Here is an 18,399-nt window from a genome sequence, read left to right as displayed (position 1 = left end):
CATAAAGGAGGAAATATGGACTTGGATGCGGCCATACTGTCGAGGATTCAATTCGCCTTTACCATCAGCTTTCATATTATTTTTCCGGCCATCACCATAGGTCTGGCGACCGCCATTGCCATCTGGGAAGGCCTGTGGCTGAAAACCCGTAACCCGGTTTACTTTCAGCTGGCCAAATTCTGGATCAAGCCCTTTGCCATTACCTTCGGCATGGGGGTGGTTAGCGGTATCGTGCTGTCTTACGAGTTTGGTACCAACTTTTCCAGGTTTTCCGAATTGGTGGGCCCGGTCCTGGGGCCCCTGCTGGCCTATGAAGTGCTGACCGCTTTCTTCCTGGAAGCCGGTTTCCTCGGCATCATGCTGTTTGGCTGGCAACGGGTGGGCGAAAAGCTGCACTATTTTGCGACCTGCGTGGTCGCCATCGGTACCTGGATCTCCTCTTTCTGGATTATTGCCGCCAACTCCTGGATGCAAACCCCCGCCGGTCACAAAATAGTGGATGGTCGCTTTGAAGTAGAAAGCTGGATGGAGGTTATTTTCAATCCCTCCATGCCCTACCGTCTGGCGCACATGCTGCTGGCCGCCATGCTGACGGCCACCTTCGTGATTGGTGGCGTCAGTGCCTGGTATTTGCGCAAGAATCGCGATGTAGCCTTTGCCCGCAAGGGCTTGTCGATGGCCCTGTGGGCGGCCTTGATACTGGCGCCCTTGCAGCTGGTGGTGGGTGACTTTCATGGCCTGAACGTGAAAGAGCATCAGCCCATTAAAGTGGCGGCCATGGAAGGTATCTGGCCGGCTCGGGAGGCCGGTGCCCCCTTGCTGCTGTTTGCCATCCCGGACATGGAAGCTGAAACCAACCACTTTGAAATAAAAGTCCCCAAGGTGGCTTCGCTGATTTTAACCCACTCGCTGGACGGTGAGTTGCAGGGCCTGAAGTCGGTGCCGGCGGACGAACGTCCCTATGTGCCTTTGGTGTTTTTCTCGTTTCGGATCATGGTGGGCCTGGGCATGATGATGATCGCCGCCGCCGCCTGGGGCTTGTGGCTGCGCCGCAAGGGCAGCCGCTTTGAAAGCAGGCCCTTCCTGTTGCTGATGAACATGATGATACCGGCGGGGGTGATCTCTACCCTGGCCGGTTGGTACGTGGCCGAGGTGGGGCGTCAGCCCTGGCTGGTACACGGGCTGGTGCGCACCATGGAGGTGGTAACGCCGTTGCCGGCCGAGCGAGTGCTGTTTTCACTCACGCTGTTTGTGCTCACTTACAGCACCCTGCTGCTGGTTTACCTGTACTTTATGGCCAAGCTGGTGCGCAAGGGGCCGCCGGATCTGGAGCGACTGGAGCAATACATGATTGGCGTGAATGCGCCCAGTTTTGCCCTGGAGTGGGTGAAGAAACTGCAACGCGACGTGGTGGAGGATTAACATGGATCTGGCGCTGTTTTATTATTTATTGCTGGGCTTTGCGGTGCTCATGTATGTGGTGCTGGATGGCTTCGATCTTGGCCTCGGCATCCTGTACCCCTGGTTTAAAAGCGAGGCCGAGCGTGACCACATGATGCGTTCTATCTCTCATGTGTGGGATGGCAACGAAACCTGGCTGGTGTTTGGCGGTGTGGTGCTGTTTGCCGCCTTTCCCGCCGCCTATGCGGGTATTCTGTCCACCATGTATACGCCCATTATCATCATGCTGATTGGGCTTATTTTTCGCGGGGTGGCCTTTGAATATCGCTTCAAGGCGCATCGCTCCAAGCCGTGGTGGGATTGGTCGTTCTTTCTGGGCTCGGCGGTGGCGACCTTTTGCCAGGGCACCATTCTGGGTGCCGTGGTACAGGGAGTCAAAGCCGGCGAGCAGGGCGCGCTGGACTGGCTGACGCCTTTTAGTATCTTTACCGGTTTTGCGCTGATGACGGCTTATGCCTTGCTGGCCTGCTGCTATCTGGTGATGAAGAGCCGGGGCGAGATAATGGCGCGCTCCGCTCACCTGGGGCGCAAACTGGTGATCACCCTGATGGTGATTCTGGTGATAGTGAGCCTGTGGACCCTGTATGCCAATACCGAAGTGCGTGCTCGCTGGTTTGACGGCATCAACTTTATTCTGCTGTTGCCGTTACCTCTGCTGAGTGCCCTGTTCGGCTGGTTGCTGTATCGGGATCTGGACGGCAAGCCCCACGAAACCCGGCCGTTCTGGCTGGCGACAGGCCTGTTTATTCTCGGCTTTGCCGGCCTGGTGGTGGGTTTGTTCCCTTATCTTATCCCCCATCAGTTAACCCTGTGGCAGGCTCAAGCGCCGGATAGCAGCCTGAAGTTCTTGCTGCCGGGCATTTTCATTTTCCTGCCGTTGATTTGTGCCTACACCTTATGGGGCTATCGCATTTTCTCGGGCAAGGTCGAGGACTTTGAAGAGGGTTACTGATTCATGGCCAACAAGAAAAGCTGGCTGTGGTTTGTGGCCATCTACCTGGGCGGCGTGCTGCTGCTGACCCTGGTGGGTGGCGCCATTAAGCTGCTGCTAACGGGGTTGTAATAAAAAAAGGCTTCCGAGGAAGCCTTTTTTACGTTGGACATGGGGTTAGACAAACAGGAAGCCGGCTACCAGCAGGCCAATGGTGGTGATGGCACCGCCAATCAGCGTATAAGGTAACTGGGTCATAGCGTGATCCATGGTGTCGCAACCCGCTCCCTGGGCCGACAATACCGTTGAATCACTGAAGAAACAGGCATGGCTGCCAAACGCGGAGGCAGACATGAGTGCGCCTACTGCCAATGGCATGGGGACGTCCATCGCTTGTGCCAACGGAATGACGATGGGCAGGGAAATTACAAACACCCCCCAGCTGGAGGCCGTGCTGAAGACCACTGCGGCCATCACCAAGAAGACTACGGCGGGTAATAAAGCCGGTGTCAGTATGGGGGTCACGGTATCAATTATGTAGCCGGTCATACCCAGTTGATCGTTGACCTCTTTCAGTATAAAGCCGGCACACACAGTCGCGATGGGGTACAGCATGACTTTAAACCCATCCAGAGTGGCCTCTACCTGGTCCTTGAAGGACAGCAGTTGCTGTACCGAATACAACAGCATGGTAAAGCATAACGCGACCAGAACGCCCTTGAGCAAGTCTATTTCGTAATACACGCTGGCAAACACCAGCACGAGCATCGGGAGAAGAAAGTTCATCAGACCAAGCCAGGCGGGGGTGTTGCTGGTTGACGTTGGCTCTGCGGGATCTTCCCAACCCGTGGGGATGGGTTGGCCTGCCTGGGCGCGCTGTTCTGCTTTTTTCATGGCGCCCAGATCCGGGAGCTTTCTGGAAGCCACCAGGGCGACGACCAACAAGGCTGCCCAGCCATAGAGCATATAAGGAATGCTGCTGATATAGAGCGACATCCCCTTGCCGGATGTAGTGGCTCCTGCATCTTCCAGTAATGAAGCAAAGTAAACCGCCCAGGTAGAGACGGGCACCAGAATACAGATAGGCGCGGCGGTGGAGTCGACAATATAAGCCAGTTTTTCGCGCGAAATCAAATAGGTGTCGGTGATCTTCTTCATTGAAGATGATACGGCCAGCGAGTTCAAATAATCGTCAATGAAGACTACCAGTCCCAACCCTACCGTGCCCATCATGGCGCCCCTGGGCGAGGTGATGATGCGAGTCATTACATTGCCAAAACTGAGCACACTCCCGCCGCGGGCCAGCAAGTTAATCAGGCCCCCCATCATGCCGCACACCAGAATGAGCCAGGCAATGGTTTCATTCATCATGACAGCCAGAGAAATATCAGCCAGTGGCGTGACGATATTACCGGGATCGATGAGCAGCAAACCGAGCAGGCTTCCCGCAAGCAGTGACTCTATGGTTTTACGAGTCACCACCGCCATGGTGATCACCAGTGCCGCGGGCAGCAAGCTGAGCGCGCCATAACTGGTGCCCGCTTCGTGGGTAAACCCTAGCCAGGCAAAGCACAATGCCGCGATCATGCTGACTATCAGCCCCCGTACTAACGGTGGCCATTTCTCCGTGTTATTCATTGCTAACGCGTTGTCTTTCATCGTCACTATCCTTAGTCGTCGGGGGACAAGCCCTTATACTCGGCGGCCAATACCGCACGGGGTGAGTGTGATGCTGCGGGGTAAATACGGGTTACCGGCCAGCAGCATCAAACCGGGTGTGATTGCCAGATCAGGCATTTTTCAGCATCCATTCCAATTCGATATCGGATACCTGGCGCTCGAAGGCCAGGAGTTCGTCGTATTTGCAGATACGATAGACATCGATAAATTCTTCACCCAGGTAGTGCTTCAACCGCTCGGAGTTCGCCAAGGCCTGCAGCGCTTCACTCTGTCTGGTAGGAAAAGCCACGCCTTCTTGTTCCATGCCGTTACCGATCACCGGATTAGGCAGGGGGATACTGTTATCCAGACCATGCAATAAACCGGCAAGCAGGGTGGCCATAATCAAATAGGGGTTGGCGTCTGCGCCGGCCACCCGGTATTCGATCCGTCTTGCGTCTGCATCACCACAGGGAATGCGCAGCGCGACGGTGCGGTTGTTGTGTCCCCAGGAGGCTTGAGTCGGCACAAACATACCCGGCTGAAAACGTCGAAACGAGTTCATGTTCGGTGCCAGCAGCGCCATGCTTTCCGGCATTAAATCCAGCATGCCCGATAGCGCACTGTGCAGCAGTGCAGAGTCATCGCCACCTGCGTTGGCAAACAAATTGTTATTCTGCTCATCCACCACACTGATGTGTACATGCAAGCCACTGCCGGCGTGCTCCTCATACGGCTTGGCCATAAAGGTCGCATCCATTTCGTGCTTTTCTGCCACCAGCTTGATGAGTCGCTTGAGTGCCAGCGCCTGATCACAGGCGGCCAATACATCGTCGGTATGAGTGAGGTTGATTTCAAACTGGCCCGGGGCAGCTTCGGCTACGGCGCCATCGGCAGGCAGGCCTTGCTGTACGGCCAGGTTGTCTATATCGGCCAGAATATCGGCAAAGTTGTTTAAGTTATCAACGGAGTAAACCTGGCTATAGGTGTCGCGCTTTTGAGTCAGAGGAGAGCGGGGAGGTTGCAGATAGCCTGCCTCATCTCGCTCTCGGTCAACCAGGTAGAATTCCACTTCCAGCGCCACGACCGGAGTCAGGCCTCTGGCTTTCACTTGCTCCCAGACCCGGGTCAGCACATTACGTGGCTCCAGCGGGAAAGGGGTGCCATCTTCCATCACCATGGTCAGTAATAACTGGGCCACGGTTTCCGGATCGCTCGCCGACGGCACCAGCGTATTGGGAATGGGGAAGCAGGGCAGATCGGGCTCACCTATATCCTGGCCGACACCGGTTTCTTCAACTACGTTACCGCGAAAATCCATGGCGAAGACAGAACCGGGGAAGAAGCAACCCGCTTCAAGCTTGTCGAGGGCACTGACCGGTAAGCGCTTGCCCCGGAAAATACCATTTAGATCAGTGAGTAATACATCCAGATACTGAGTGTCCGGGTACTTGGCCAGATATGCCGCTACTTCCTGGGCGAAGGGGCTGTCCGTGCTTTCGGGTGATGCCAGGTCCGTCACCGACAGAAATGAATTTAATGCTTCTGCTTCCATGAGATTATCGCCTTATGCTTGTTAAAAATATTCAACATCGATAAATGTAGATATGTTCATTATGTTTTGCAAGCGTTAAATATACATTCCAATATTGCGGTTTACTGGCGCTTTTGTTAGATTTTTATTACATGACGTCACATTGTTGGACGATTTATTGAACGTAACGCATCAGGGAGAAAGTTGCATGGTGAGTATTATCAACAAGCCGGTGGTGGGGGTCATCATGTGTGAGCAAGTGATTGGCGCACATCCAGTGATGACCTTGCAGCAGAAATATTTGAATGCCGTATGGGATGCAGGTGGCTTGCCTTTTCCTCTGGTGCATCGCGTGGCCGAAGATACGGCGGCCTTGCAGCAAACCTTGTCGCTGCTCGATGGCCTCTTGCTAACCGGTAGCCCGAGCAATATAGAGCCCCATCATTATGGGGCAGGCGGCAATGAGCCCGATGCGGATCCCGGCCGCGATGCCTTGAGTCTGACGCTGGTAACCCTGGCGCAACAACGACAACTGCCTTTATTGGGGATTTGTCGTGGCTTTCAGGAAATGGTGGTGGCCAGTGGCGGCAGCTTGTATCCGCGACTGCATGACACCGGTTTGTTTGATGAGCATAGAGAAGATAAATCTCAGCCCATCGCTCGGCAATACGGGCCTGCCCACTCTATTACCCCGACTGAAGATGGCTTGTTAAGTCAGCTGGCCGGGCCCGAGGTGCAATCGGTCAACTCTTTGCATACCCAGGGCGCGCATCTATTAGGGGCCGGCGTACGCATTGAGGCCACCGCCGCAGATGGGCTGGTTGAGGCCATCAGCTTTGTCGAGCATCCGTTTGCGCTGGGGGTGCAGTGGCATCCGGAGTGGCAGAGTCGGGATAACCCGCTGTCCCGCGCCTTGTTTGATGGTTTTATCCGGGCTTGTGGTCACTATCAGCAGCAGAAGGTCATGTCATGAAGACGTCCCCATACCAGGAAGTGGCGCCGGGTCGCCAGTTGGCGTTATTGCGTCAGCAAGCCGGTTTGAGTCAGCGCAAGGTCGCCGAGCTGGCAGGCCTTACCCACAGTGCCATTTGCACCATAGAGCAGGATAAAGTCAGCCCTGCAGTCAGTACCCTGCAAAAAATACTCAAGGTATATAACCGATCCTTATCCGAGTTTTTTACCGAGCTGGTGCCGGCACCTCGTCATCAGGTGGTGATCAACCCGGAAGAGTTAATCGAGATAGGCAGCCAGGGGGTGTCTTTCAAGCTGGTACATAACGGCAATAACCAGCGCTCTCTGGGTTTTTTGATTGAACACTATGCGCCAGGCACCACCACCGGCGGCCACATCAAGCACCAGGGTGAAGAAGTGGGCACAGTGCTGGAGGGAGAAATCGAGCTGATAGTGGATGGCGAACAGTACTGGCTCAAGGCCGGGCAAAGCTACGTTATTGATACCGGCTTGCCTCACACCTTTACCAATCATTCCGAGCAAGAGTGCCGCATCGTCAGTGCGCACACCCCTGCCAACTTTTAATGCACACGGAGCGCGATATGGACTACAAAAGCATCGACTACTGGCAGAGCCTGGCTCATGGCCTGACCCTGGAAACGCGACTGTTTATTGCCGGAGAGTATCAAGCTGCCGAACATGGTGCGTCATTTGCCAGCTATAACCCGGCAACCGGAGAGCAGCTCGCCGACATCAGCCGGGCGCAAGCCGCCGACGTCAATAAAGCAGTGCGTTCGGCCCGTGACTGTTTTGAGGCGGGTGACTGGTCTTTGGCCTCACCGGCGGAACGTAAATCGGTCTTGCTGCGCTTTGCCGAGCTCATTGAAGCGCATCGGGAAGAGCTGGCGCTATTGGAAACACTGGATACCGGCAAGCCGATCCGCCATAGCCTGCGTGATGATATTCCCGGGGCGGCGCGAGCCTTGCGCTGGTATGGCGAAGCCATCGACAAGGTATACGGTGAAATTGCCCCCACGGCGCACAATGCACTGGCACTGATCAGTAAAGAACCGGTAGGGGTGGTCGCGGCCATAGTCCCCTGGAACTTCCCGCTGTTATTAACCTGCTGGAAACTCGGTCCGGCGCTTGCGGCGGGTAACTCCGTTATTCTCAAGCCTTCGGAGAAATCTCCTTTAACTGCCATTCGACTGGGGGCCCTTGCCAACGAAGCCGGTTTACCCAAGGGGGCACTGCAGATTTTACCCGGTTTGGGCACAGAGGCCGGCGAAGCACTGGCCTTGCATAACGATGTTGACTGCTTGACCTTTACTGGCTCGACCGGCGTTGGTAAGCGGCTGCTGGAGTACGCAGGTCAGTCCAACATGAAGCGCGTGTGGCTGGAAGCGGGGGGCAAGAGCGCCAATATTATTTTTGCGGACTGCCCCGATCTGGTGAAAGCCGCCCGGGCGTCGGCGGCAGCCATTTTTTACAACCAGGGGCAAGTCTGTATAGCGGGCACCCGACTATTGGTAGAAGAGAGTATTAAGGCGCCTTTTCTTGCGGAGCTGAAAAAAGCGGCCGCGGCCTTCAAACCCAGGGATCCTCTGGATCCGGATTCGATCATGGGCACCCTGGTCGATGGCGAACATCACGCCACCGTCTCTCGAACTATTGAAGTGGCATTGGCCGAAGGGGCTGAACTCTATCTGGATGGTCGAGAGCAGGGCAGTAACTTTATGGGCCCGGTTGTACTGGACAAGGTCGAGCCGCAGATGAAAGTGGCTAAAGAAGAAATTTTTGGTCCCGTACTGGCCGTGTTCTCTTTTACGGATGAAGCTCAGGCGCTGAATCTGGCCAATGACAGTGAGTATGGCCTGGGAGCCGGCGTCTGGACACGGGACTTGGCGCGGGCGCACCGCTTGGCACGACAGCTGAAAGCGGGCTCGGTGTTTATTAACAACTATAACGATGGCGATATGACGGTGCCCTTTGGTGGCGTCAAGCAAAGTGGTAATGGCCGGGACAAATCCCTGCACGCCTTCGATAAATTCACGGAACTCAAAACCACCTGGCTGGCACTGGATTAAGGAGAATCAGATGCAACATGTAAACAGTTATTACGCGGCATCCGCAAACAAGCACCCGGCATGGCCACAACTGAACGAAGACATACAGTGTGATGTGTGCGTGGTGGGCGGCGGTTATACCGGCTTGTCGAGCGCCCTTTTTCTGGTGGAAGCCGGCTTTGATGTGGTGTTGCTGGAAGCCAGTCAGATTGGCTTTGGCGCCAGCGGCCGTAACGGTGGGCAAATCGTTAACTCCTATAGCCGTGATATCGATGTGATCGAATCCCGCTACAGCACGGACACTGCCCGTATGCTGGGCAGCATGATGTTTGAAGGGGGCGATATTATTCGCAGCCGTATCGAACAATATAATATTGACTGTGACTTTCGCCCGGGTGGCGTATTTGCGGCGTTGAATGGGCGGCAAATGGCCGCGCTCGATGAGCAAAAAGCCGGTTGGGAGCGTTATGGCCATCAGCATCTGGAACTGTTGGATGCCGGTCAGATACGTCAGGAAGTAGAAACCGAGGCCTATGTGGGCGGCTTGCTGGATCACAGGGGCGGTCATCTGCATCCCCTGAACCTGGCACTGGGTGAGGCGGAAGCCATTCGCCAACAGGGAGGCCGTATTTTTGAGCACTCGGCGGTGCTTGATATTCAGCACGGTGATCCCGCGACCGTCGTTACGGCCAAAGGGAAGGTTAAAGCGAATTTTGTGGTAATGGCCGGTAATGCCTATCTGGGCAACCTGGAGCCCAAGCTGGCCGCCAAAGCCATGCCGTGTGGTACTCAGGTGATTACGACCGAGCCGTTAAGCGAAGAGCAAGCAAATAGACTGATCCCCAAAAACTATTGTGTTGAAGACAGTAACTATCTGCTGGATTATTTTCGTTTAACCGCAGACCGACGGCTAATCTATGGCGGCGGTGTGGTGTATGGCGCACGGGATCCCGATGATATTGAACGCCTGGTGATGCCCAAACTTCTGAAAACCTTTCCGCAATTAAAAGGGGTCAAGGTCGATTATCGTTGGAGTGGTAACTTCTTGTTAACCTTGTCCCGGCTGCCTCAGTTCGGCCGACTGGAACCCAATGTCTACTATATGCAGGGGTATAGCGGCCATGGCGTAACCTGTACCCATCTGGCTGGCAAGTTGCTGTCGGAAGTATTGAAAGGCCAGGCCGAGCGTTTTGATGCCTTTGCCAACTTGCCGCATTTGCCATTTTTTGGCGGCCGCCGCTTCCAGGTCCCCTTTAGTGCCATGGGCGCCGTTTACTATAGCCTGCGTGATAAGTTGGGCGTGTAAAAATAACGGGCGCTTTGTATGTTGGACACGGCGCGTTTTTGTAGGTGCTGCTTTAGCTGCGCAATGTGGCGAAGCCACATCCTGCAATATTGCGCAGTGAGCCCAGGGTGGCAAAGTTCAGACAATGCACTATCTTGCAGTTTATTCGCTGTTTTTCAGCGGCTGGTATGCCATCTCGGGTTGGAGGTGAAGGCTTCTGAATCAGTCTGTGACAGGGAGAGGGTCATGATGGAATATAAAGACAAGGCGTATTGGCAAACACTGGCAGGCAAACTGACCCTGGAGCATAGATTGTTTATTGCCGGTAAATACCAGAAGGCACAGGCGAGTGAGAGTTTCAGTTGTATCAATCCGGCAACGGATCACCCGCTTGCCGAGGTCAGCCGAGCCCGGGAAGCGGATGTAAATAAAGCGGTCATGGCCGCCAGAAGCAGCTTTGAGTCGGGGGTGTGGTCTGAGGCATCTCCTGCCGAGCGCAAGGCAGTACTGCTACGTTTGGCGACACTGATAGAAAAGCATCAAGAAGAGCTGGCATTACTGGAAACCCTGAATACCGGCAAGCCGATTCGCCATAGCCTGCGTGATGATATTCCCGGTGCCGCACGAGCCATACGCTGGTATGCGGAGGCGATCGACAAGATTTACGGTGAAATTGCGCCCACTGCAAGCAATGCACTGGCATTAATCAGTCGCGAGCCGGTTGGTGTGGTGGCGGCGATTGTCCCCTGGAATTTCCCGCTGTTACTGGCGTGCTGGAAGCTGGGGCCGGCCCTGGCGGCGGGCAACTCTGTGGTGCTTAAACCCTCGGAAAAGTCGCCATTAAGCGCCATTCGCCTGGGCGCGCTGGCCAAAAAGGCGGGGCTGCCAGATGGTGTCTTGAATATTCTGCCCGGTTTGGGTCTGGAAGCCGGTAAGGCGTTGGGCTTGCATCCTGATGTGGATTGCCTGACCTTTACCGGATCGACCGGGGTAGGGCGGCGGTTACTGGAGTACGCAGGCAGCTCCAACATGAAGCGGGTATGGATTGAAGCCGGGGGCAAAAGCGCCAATATCGTATTTGCCGACTGCCCGGATCTGGGCAAAGCCGCAGCAAGCTGTGCCGCCGCTATTTTTTATAACCAGGGGGAGGTGTGCATTGCCGGTACCCGCTTGCTGGTGGAAGCGAGTATAAAAGATGCCTTCATGGCTGAATTCATCAAGGCCGCCGCCGTCTTTACCCCCATGGATCCGCTCGATCCCGATGCCATTATGGGTAGCCTGGTAGATCAAAGCCACCATGCCAGCGTCTGTCGCTACATCAAGCTGGGGCTGGAAGAAGGAGCTCAGCTAACCCTGGACGGTCGTGATCACGCGGGAAACTTCTTGGGGCCGACCGTACTGGAGCAGGTTACCCCGCACATGCGCATCGCCAACGAAGAAATATTCGGGCCCGTATTGGCGGTCACTCCCTTTAGCAGTGAAGAAGAAGCCTTGCACCTGGCCAACAGCAGTAAATACGGCCTGGGCGCCGGGGTGTGGACCTCCAACCTGCAGCGAGCGCACCGGTTGGCGCGCAAGCTCAAAGTAGGCACGGTATTTATTAATAACTATAACGAGGGTGACATGACGGTGCCGTTTGGCGGCGTGAAAAAAAGTGGCAACGGCCGGGACAAATCATTACACGCCTTCGACAAGTTTACCGAGTTGAAAACCACCTGGCTGGCCCTGGATTGAGCACACCTGCTTTGCGGAATGTTGAATGTTGAATGTTGAATGTTGAATGTTGAATGTTGAATGTTGAATTTTTAATGGTGAATGAAGAGCAAAGAGTGGCGTTGTAATTATGTTTTGTAGGCGCTGCGACCGCTGCGCAATGTGGCGGAGCCACATCTCAGCACCAGTGTTTCATACCTCACCGTATTGTCTCGAACCTGTGCCTCTATTCGGTGGAAAAGGGTGGGGCTGTGCATCAGATCCGGCGTTGCCGGATTTAGCAGCTAAAGCAGCTACTACAGGGGAGGTATATTCCCATTCCCCATTCCCCATTCCCCATTCCCATTTCCCGGTATTTTATTGGTTTTGTAGGCACTGGCTTCAGCTGTGCAATGTGGCGTAGCCACATCTCAACACAGATATTTCATATGTCGCCGTAATGCTTTGAACCTGTGCTCGTGGCAGTTTGTGTCGCAATGGCGGTGATTTGTGGGCGTGAGAGCGGGCTGAGAATGTTAGCGAGTGCTTTTATTTATAAAGCTCGCTACAGTTATTGTGCTTTTACTCTAACTCAACTCTTGGGACGCAAGCGGATGTGCTCTTATGTTCAGGGATGATAAAACCTTATTACTCGAGGTATTTTAATGAATCAACTGACTTCCCTTGCACTAACCTCCGTCGTTGCCATAACCGCGCTTAGCGGCTGTGTGGGGCAAAATGATGTTACCCAGCAGCACCAGATAACCGGTAGCTTGTCTTACTTGTCGCGCATTGCGCTGGCACCGAACAGCGTGGCCGAAGTCACGGTACGGGATACCAGCGTGGCCAACGGTGCCATTATTGCCCAGCAGCAGATCGATCTGGATAAACAGGGGCTGCCCGTTCCGTTTAATGTGACCCTTGATACCCGGGAGTTGAACGCAGGAGCCTACAGCTTGAGTGCGGTCATTAAAGAGCAGGGGCTCGAGAGCTGGCGCAGTGCCCCCATTGGGGTGTCCGCCGAGCCGGGCCTGACCGATTTGGGCAACTTGCAATTGCAGCAGGTAACCGACTACCAGTCGCTCAGTGTCATGCAATGTGGTGATCAGCGTATTCAGGTGAAATTTGCTGATGATCAGGCTCATTTGCAGCTTAACGATCAGACGCTGACTCTGGACTTGGTCAAGTCAGCCTCTGGCGCTCGCTTTCAGTTGGCCAACGACAGCAGTACCGAATTTTGGAGCAAGGCAGACTGGGCTCTGCTAACCGTAAACGGCAAGACCTACCCCGAGTGTGTGTCCGACCCCGTGGCTTTGCTGCAGAGCCGAGCATGGCAGGTGACCAACCTGAACGGTGAAGACGTCTCCGTGCCTGCAGGGGCTGCGGCGGATGCCGAAGCCAGCCTGCGCTTTGGTGACGACGGTCGCTTGTACGGCCGGGCGTTTTGCAACAGCTTTAATGGCAGCTATCAGTTGCAGGGCGACAAGTTAAGCGCCTCCGAACTGGCCAGTACCATGATGATGTGTACCGATCAGCAAATGCAGCACGAGCGCACCATGCTGACTGTGTTGGGGCATGCCCAGCGAATAGAGTGGAATACCAGCGGTGGCCTGGTTATTTTTGCCGAAGATGGCAAAACCTTAACGGCTCACTAGGCAATAAGATAATAGGGGTTAGGGGGTTCGAATCCCTTCCCCCCCTCTTTTTTACCCCTCACACCTCACACCTTACCCCTCACACCTCACACCTACTACGCAGTCAGCAGCTGGTCGGTTCTGGCGGCCATGATAAAGTCGTTGCGGTGCAGGCCGTTAATGGCGTGGGTCCACCAGGTGACGGTCACCTTGCCCCACTCCAGGGTAATGGTGGGATGGTGAAATTCGCTTTCTGCCAGCTCGGCCACCTTGTTGGCAAAGGCCCAGGCAAGTTTGAAGTTTTTAAAGGTAAACTCCCGCTCTAACTGCAGCACCCCCTCCCGGGCCATGGGCGTCCAGTCGGGTAGCGATTTCATGAAATCAGCCAGCTCGGCGTCGCTGACTTTAGGGGCGCCGGCCTGGCAGGCTTCACACTGTTGTTGGGCTAGTTCGGTCATCTTGATTCCTTTAACTGGCATTTTGTTTAGCAGCAAATGTAGGGGCAAACAGCCCCATACTGCGGGCTTGTTGTATGTTGGCCATTATGTCCATGTCGGCAATGGCAAACAGATCGTCGAGGGAGTCGAGCACGTAATAAATGGGTTGCATGATATCGATGCGATACGGAGTACGCAGCACATCCAGCATGTTAAAGGGCCGAAACTCGGGAATGTCGGACTCAAAAACGTGTTGTGTTTCACCGGGTGAAGACAGGATGCCGCCGCCGTAAATACGCCGGCCCTCGGGGCCGTTCAGCAGGCCAAACTCGACGGTAAACCAGTACAAGCGGGCGAGAAAACCACGATCTCCGGGGCTGGCATTCAGGCCAAGCTGACCGTAAGTATGGGTAAAACGGGCAAAGGCGGGATTGGTGAGCAGGGCGCAGTGGCCAAATAGCTCGTGGAATATATCCGGCTCTTGCAGGTAGTCCAGCTCGTCCTTGCGGCGAATAAAGGTAGCCACCGGGAACTGTCGATTGGCCAATAGCTCAAAAAAGTGATCGAACGAGATCAACGCCGGTACACGACGGACTTGCCAGCCCGTGGCTGGTTGCAGCACCTGATTGATGTCGTCCAGCTGAGGAATATGCCGATGAGGCAACGCCAGTTGCTCCAGGCCTGTCAGGTATTCGTTACAGGCTCGCCCTTTTATGCAGGCCAGCTGACGCTCGATCAAGATGTGCCAAATGGCATTTTCTTCATCGCTGTAATGAATCATGCCATTGGCGTCGGGCTTGTGAGCCACGTACTGGGTGCTGTTCATCAGGCGTTTACTTCCCAATCGGTTTCGGTTCAATCTTTAATGTAGAGAACCGGCAGCAAATAGAGAAGGAGCACGCCCGTATTGATGATAATACAGCTGTCAGTATAAGTTTACAGCTGCAGGTTGACGAGGCTGATTACTTGACTGCCGCTAAGTCCACGTTGAACACCTGGGCCAGATAGGCCATGTAGCCTTGGTCATCACTCATGGCCTTGCCCGGGCTGTCGGACAGCTTGGCCACGGCCTGGCCATTACAGCGAGTCATCTTCAGCACTATGTTCATGGGCGAATGGCTCATGATGTCGTTGGTTAAATGAGTGCCAATGCCAAAGGCGGGCCGGCACTGTTCACGAAACTGTCGATACAGCGCGAGTGCACTTTGCATGGTGAGGCCATCGCTATAGACAAAGGTTTTGCTGCGCGGATCTATCTTTAGCTGCCGATAATGCGCCAGTGCCTTTTCGGTCCACTCAACCGGATCGCCAGAGTCCTGGCGCAGGCCATCGAACAGCTTGGCAAAGTAGAGGTCGAAGTCCCGTAAAAAGGCGTCCATGCCCACCACGTCGGTGAGTGCTATGCCCAGCTGGCCGCGATATTCATGCACCCAGGCCTCGAGCGCCATCTTCTGGCTGTCGATAAGTCGTGGCCCCAGTGCCTGGAATGCCTGCATAAACTCGTGGGCCAGGGTCCCCACCGGCTTGAGGTTGAGTCGTCTTGCCAAATCCAGGTTGCTGGTGCCGGCAAACTGCACCGGCAATTGCCGAGATAGCTCCTCTACCACTTCCTGCTGCCACAGCCGGGAGTAACGGCGGCGGGTACCGAAGTCGGAAAAGCGAAAATCAGCATGCTCGGGGTCGCTTTGCACCAGACTGATTTTGTCTTTCAGCCGTGCTCTGGCGGCGGACCAGTCGGGAGCCGGATGATGGCGGCGGCAATAGACCTCGCTGATAATCGCCAGCAAGGGCACTTCGAACAAAATGGTGTGCAGCCAGGGGCCGTGAATCTTCAGCTCCAGGGTGCCCTGATGGCAGCTCAGGTGAATAAAACGCCGATCCAGCCTGAACAGTCGCAAAAAGTGAATGAAGTCGGGCTTGATGTAGTCGAGCTGCCCCAGGTAAGCCAGTTCGTCTTCCGTTAGGCGCAGCTGACACAGGTGGGCTATTTCTGCCTCTATTTCGTCGATGCAGTCGCTGAAGTCCAGATCGGGGTTGCGGCAGCGAAAATGGTATTCCACCTCGGCCGCAGGGTGTTGATGCAACACGGTTTGCATCATGGTGAATTTGTATAAATCGGTATCGAGTAAAGACTGGATCACAGGTTCGGTCATGGACTCACTCATCGGCTTGCTCCAGCTCCGCGCTGTGGTGCACAAAGTGGGCACCTTGCTGGATCATGTCGGCAATGGCATGGCGGCTGGTCTCATCGGCCACCCCACGGGTGGCGGCACGGTTAATAATCACCTCGAACCCGGCCCTCAGCAATTGCAAGACCGTATGATACACGCAATAGTCGGTGGCCAGGCCGCCGACCAGCACTGTGGTGACCTGTTTGCCGTGCAGATACTCGATAATGCCGGTGCTCATGCGATCGGACAAATCGTGATAGCAGGCACCGTAGGGGTGCATGTCCGGCTCAACCCCTTTCCAGACGAAAAAGTCGTAGTCGGCCGGGTGTGGCAGGCCAGCCAGCAGCTCGAAGCCCTTGGTACCGGGCACCGCATGGCTGGGCCAGCGGATGTCCATGTTCGCGCCCTCGATCGGGCTGAAGGGCGGTTGCTGCTCGTTGCTGACCCACAGAGCCTGGGGCGAGTGGGCGTCTTTGGAGCCCAGCCGATAGGCCGCAAATTGCGCCTGGCTGTTGAGTTCGTCGGCTATGGTGTCGCCACCGGGCACGGGAAGTTCGTTGGGGCAGATGGGGGTAAAGGTGTATTGGGCATCTACATCCAGGCTGGCAACGTGTTTTTTGGCGGGTAATTGCATACACCACCTCCTCTAGGTTGAATGTGGGCATTTGGCCCTTGTGTGGCGCTGTAGTACTATTGTTTTTGATTGAGTCTAGGGGAGATTTGGTTCAGTATCGCCCCATCCGGGGTATCTTCCCCGTTATCAGCCCAAAGGTGAAGAACATGAGCGATAGCCATCAGAAAAGTTACCAGCGTTTTCTCGACGAAGTAACCGCCAATCGAGTGATGTGGGGGTTGCGTTTCGGCGAGGAGTGGGTCGTTTGTGACTCCTCCGAGTATGAAGATACCGAAGTCATGCCGGTATGGTCTACCGAGAGTGAAGCAAAAGCACAGTGCCTGGACGAATGGGCCGAATATGTGCCTTTTGAAATTACCCTGGCCGAGTTTCTGGAAGTGTGGGTAGAAGATATGTCCGAAGACGGCGTACGCATCGGCCCTAACTGGGACGAAGATCTGGACGGCGTTGAGCTGGATGTACTGGAGCTGGTAAAAGCGCTGGCGTAATCGTCTCTGCTTTTGGGTTTACGGCCTGTTCTGATACCAGAACAGGCCGTTTTTGTTTGTACATTCCAGACTAAAAAGAATGAGAGCGAACATAGCGCAGGCCGCCCAGCAACCGAAAACCACCGTCCCCTGTAGTAGCTGCTTTAGCTGCTAAATCCTGCGGAGCAGGATCTGATGCACGGGTTCGCCCCGGCGATATACGCAACATCCGTGTTGAGATACCGCTGTGCTACAAGACCAATCACTACATTAGTACCGAATGCCAATTGTGCGGCAAATCTGGCTTAATGGGATGATGTTTCAGATACAGGGGGCTTAATGTCTGCACTTTCTCCTTATTTTGCCTATCAACAGGCGCTGAATGCCGGTTTTAAAGACGATGCGGCTCAACAACGGGCGGTTGAGTGCCTGGAGCATTGCTACCGGCAGCTAGAGGCTGGCGAGGCGGTGATCTCCGGCGTGTATTTATGGGGGCCGGTGGGGCGGGGCAAAACCTGGCTAATGGACCACTTTTATCAGAGCCTGACCCGCGGCTTGAGTGTGCCGGCCCGGCGGCTGCACTTTCATCACTTTATGCGCTGGGTGCACAAGCGGCTGTTTCAGCTGACCGGCCAGGAAGATCCGCTGGCCGTACTGGCGCAAGAATTGGCGAGCGAGGCCAGGGTACTGTGTCTGGATGAGCTGTTCATTAATGATATTGGCGATGTGATGTTGCTGAGCCGATTATTGCAGCAGCTGTTTGAAAAGGGGGTTATTTTGGTGACGACCTCTAACCAGCCACCCGAAAAACTCTACGAAAACGGCTTTAACCGAGAGCGCTTGTTGCCTGCCATAGCGGCGATGAATCGGCATATGCAGGTGTTGAGTGTGGATGGCAAACAAGATCATCGCCTGCATCCCGGCCAGCGCCAACCACGCTTTTGGATACAGGATCCCCAGGCGCTGGCGGCGGTATTCAGCGAGTTGGCTCCAGAGGGCGGGCATGATGAGCCGCTGCTGTTGGGGCACAAACACATTCAGGTAGTGCGGCGCAGCAAGCAGGTGTTGTGGTGTCGTTACGCCGACCTGTGCGAACAACCGCTGGCCGCACCGGACTTTATTGAATTGTGTGATGCGTTTTCGCATATTCTGCTGAGCGAGGTGCCCAAACTGACGGGGTCGGCCCGGCAAAACGGCATTGCCCGGGGCACCGAAGATGGCGTGGCCCAGGTGGTGGCAGGAGATCGACAGTTTCCAGCTTTATCTCGGCAGGACGATGGCGTCCGGCGCTTTATCGCCCTGGTGGACGAGTGTTACGACCGCCATATTCCCTTGTACCTGAGCGCCGCCGTACCGTTAAACGAGCTGTATAGCGAAGGCGCGCTGGCGTTTCCTTTTCGGCGCACCCTCAGCCGGTTACACGAGATGCAGCTGCAGCGCTTTGGACAACCCCTGGGCGCTGAGGCGACCTAAGTAA

The 18,399-nt window shown here is 55.1% G+C and carries 16 protein-coding genes; 10 read left to right on the top strand and 6 right to left on the bottom strand.

The genetic code is table 11. The features are described 5' to 3' along the window. Positions 1-15 precede the first annotated feature (15 nt). Both ACN0VL_RS00585 and cydB read left to right on the top strand, forming a co-directional pair. Positions 16-1,422: a cytochrome ubiquinol oxidase subunit I gene (locus ACN0VL_RS00585; RefSeq protein ID WP_417614086.1), complete on the top strand. Its 1,407-nt coding sequence runs from the start codon at positions 16-18 to the stop codon at positions 1,420-1,422. A gap of 1 nt (position 1,423) precedes the next feature. Beyond that, a complete protein-coding gene (gene cydB, locus ACN0VL_RS00580) occupies positions 1,424-2,413 on the top strand; it encodes a cytochrome d ubiquinol oxidase subunit II (protein WP_417614084.1) in 990 nt (329 codons plus the stop codon). Positions 2,414-2,569: 156 nt separating this feature from the next. Here cydB and ACN0VL_RS00575 read toward each other — a convergent pair whose 3' ends face one another. Together ACN0VL_RS00575 and ACN0VL_RS00570 are read right to left on the bottom strand one after the other, a co-directional pair. Continuing rightward, positions 2,570-4,051 (bottom strand): Na+/H+ antiporter NhaC family protein, encoded by a 1,482-nt coding sequence (locus tag ACN0VL_RS00575; RefSeq protein ID WP_417614082.1) that lies wholly within the window; start codon positions 4,049-4,051, stop codon positions 2,570-2,572. A 130-nt stretch (positions 4,052-4,181) separates the two neighbouring features. After that, positions 4,182-5,606: a glutamine synthetase family protein gene (locus tag ACN0VL_RS00570; RefSeq protein WP_417614080.1), complete on the bottom strand. Its 1,425-nt coding sequence runs from the start codon at positions 5,604-5,606 to the stop codon at positions 4,182-4,184. A 187-nt stretch (positions 5,607-5,793) separates the two neighbouring features. Here ACN0VL_RS00570 and puuD point away from each other — a divergent pair, with 187 nt between their 5' ends. The 6 genes from puuD (at position 5,794) to ACN0VL_RS00540 (ending at position 13,234) form a co-directional block, all read left to right on the top strand. After that, positions 5,794-6,558 (top strand): gamma-glutamyl-gamma-aminobutyrate hydrolase, encoded by a 765-nt coding sequence (puuD, locus tag ACN0VL_RS00565; protein ID WP_417614078.1) that lies wholly within the window; start codon positions 5,794-5,796, stop codon positions 6,556-6,558. After that, a complete protein-coding gene (gene puuR / locus ACN0VL_RS00560; RefSeq protein ID WP_417614076.1) occupies positions 6,555-7,121 on the top strand; it encodes an HTH-type transcriptional regulator PuuR in 567 nt (188 codons plus the stop codon). Before puuD ends, puuR begins: the two co-directional genes overlap by 4 nt. Positions 7,122-7,138: 17 nt before the next feature. Further along, positions 7,139-8,623: an aldehyde dehydrogenase family protein gene (locus tag ACN0VL_RS00555; RefSeq protein ID WP_417614074.1), complete on the top strand. Its 1,485-nt coding sequence runs from the start codon at positions 7,139-7,141 to the stop codon at positions 8,621-8,623. 10 nt (positions 8,624-8,633) lie between these two features. Further along, positions 8,634-9,908 (top strand): NAD(P)/FAD-dependent oxidoreductase, encoded by a 1,275-nt coding sequence (locus tag ACN0VL_RS00550; RefSeq protein WP_417614072.1) that lies wholly within the window; start codon positions 8,634-8,636, stop codon positions 9,906-9,908. Positions 9,909-10,136: 228 nt separating this feature from the next. Then, positions 10,137-11,621 carry an aldehyde dehydrogenase gene (locus ACN0VL_RS00545; protein ID WP_417614313.1) on the top strand — a complete coding sequence of 495 codons (1,485 nt, stop codon included), beginning with the start codon at positions 10,137-10,139 and terminating at the stop codon, positions 11,619-11,621. A 623-nt stretch (positions 11,622-12,244) separates the two neighbouring features. Then, a complete protein-coding gene (locus ACN0VL_RS00540) occupies positions 12,245-13,234 on the top strand; it encodes an META domain-containing protein (RefSeq protein WP_417614070.1) in 990 nt (329 codons plus the stop codon). A gap of 95 nt (positions 13,235-13,329) precedes the next feature. Here the strand turns inward: ACN0VL_RS00540 and ACN0VL_RS00535 are convergent, their stop codons facing one another. The 4 genes from ACN0VL_RS00535 to ACN0VL_RS00520 form a co-directional block, all read right to left on the bottom strand. After that, entirely contained in the window at positions 13,330-13,671 is a 342-nt protein-coding gene (locus tag ACN0VL_RS00535) for a 4a-hydroxytetrahydrobiopterin dehydratase (protein ID WP_417614068.1), read from the bottom strand. A 10-nt stretch (positions 13,672-13,681) separates the two neighbouring features. Next, positions 13,682-14,476 (bottom strand): phenylalanine 4-monooxygenase, encoded by a 795-nt coding sequence (phhA, locus tag ACN0VL_RS00530; RefSeq protein ID WP_417614066.1) that lies wholly within the window; start codon positions 14,474-14,476, stop codon positions 13,682-13,684. 136 nt (positions 14,477-14,612) lie between these two features. Next, positions 14,613-15,815: a nicotinate phosphoribosyltransferase gene (gene pncB / locus ACN0VL_RS00525; protein ID WP_417614064.1), complete on the bottom strand. Its 1,203-nt coding sequence runs from the start codon at positions 15,813-15,815 to the stop codon at positions 14,613-14,615. Continuing rightward, positions 15,808-16,455 carry an isochorismatase family protein gene (locus ACN0VL_RS00520; RefSeq protein WP_417614062.1) on the bottom strand — a complete coding sequence of 216 codons (648 nt, stop codon included), beginning with the start codon at positions 16,453-16,455 and terminating at the stop codon, positions 15,808-15,810. The genes pncB and ACN0VL_RS00520 overlap by 8 nt, the downstream gene beginning before the upstream one ends. 146 nt (positions 16,456-16,601) lie before the next feature. On the opposite strand from ACN0VL_RS00520, the gene ACN0VL_RS00515 reads away from it, so the two are divergent. Next, entirely contained in the window at positions 16,602-16,943 is a 342-nt protein-coding gene (locus ACN0VL_RS00515; protein ID WP_417614060.1) for a DUF2750 domain-containing protein, read from the top strand. A 318-nt stretch (positions 16,944-17,261) separates the two neighbouring features. Continuing rightward, positions 17,262-18,395: a cell division protein ZapE gene (zapE, locus tag ACN0VL_RS00510; protein ID WP_417614058.1), complete on the top strand. Its 1,134-nt coding sequence runs from the start codon at positions 17,262-17,264 to the stop codon at positions 18,393-18,395. The last annotated feature ends 4 nt before the right edge of the window (positions 18,396-18,399 follow it).

This window comes from Oceanisphaera sp. (assembly GCF_048268965.1).
Classification (GTDB): Bacteria; Pseudomonadota; Gammaproteobacteria; order Enterobacterales; family Aeromonadaceae; genus Oceanimonas.
The sequence above is the reverse complement of the archived record's forward strand: the minus strand, read 5'-3'. Positions and strand labels throughout refer to the sequence as shown.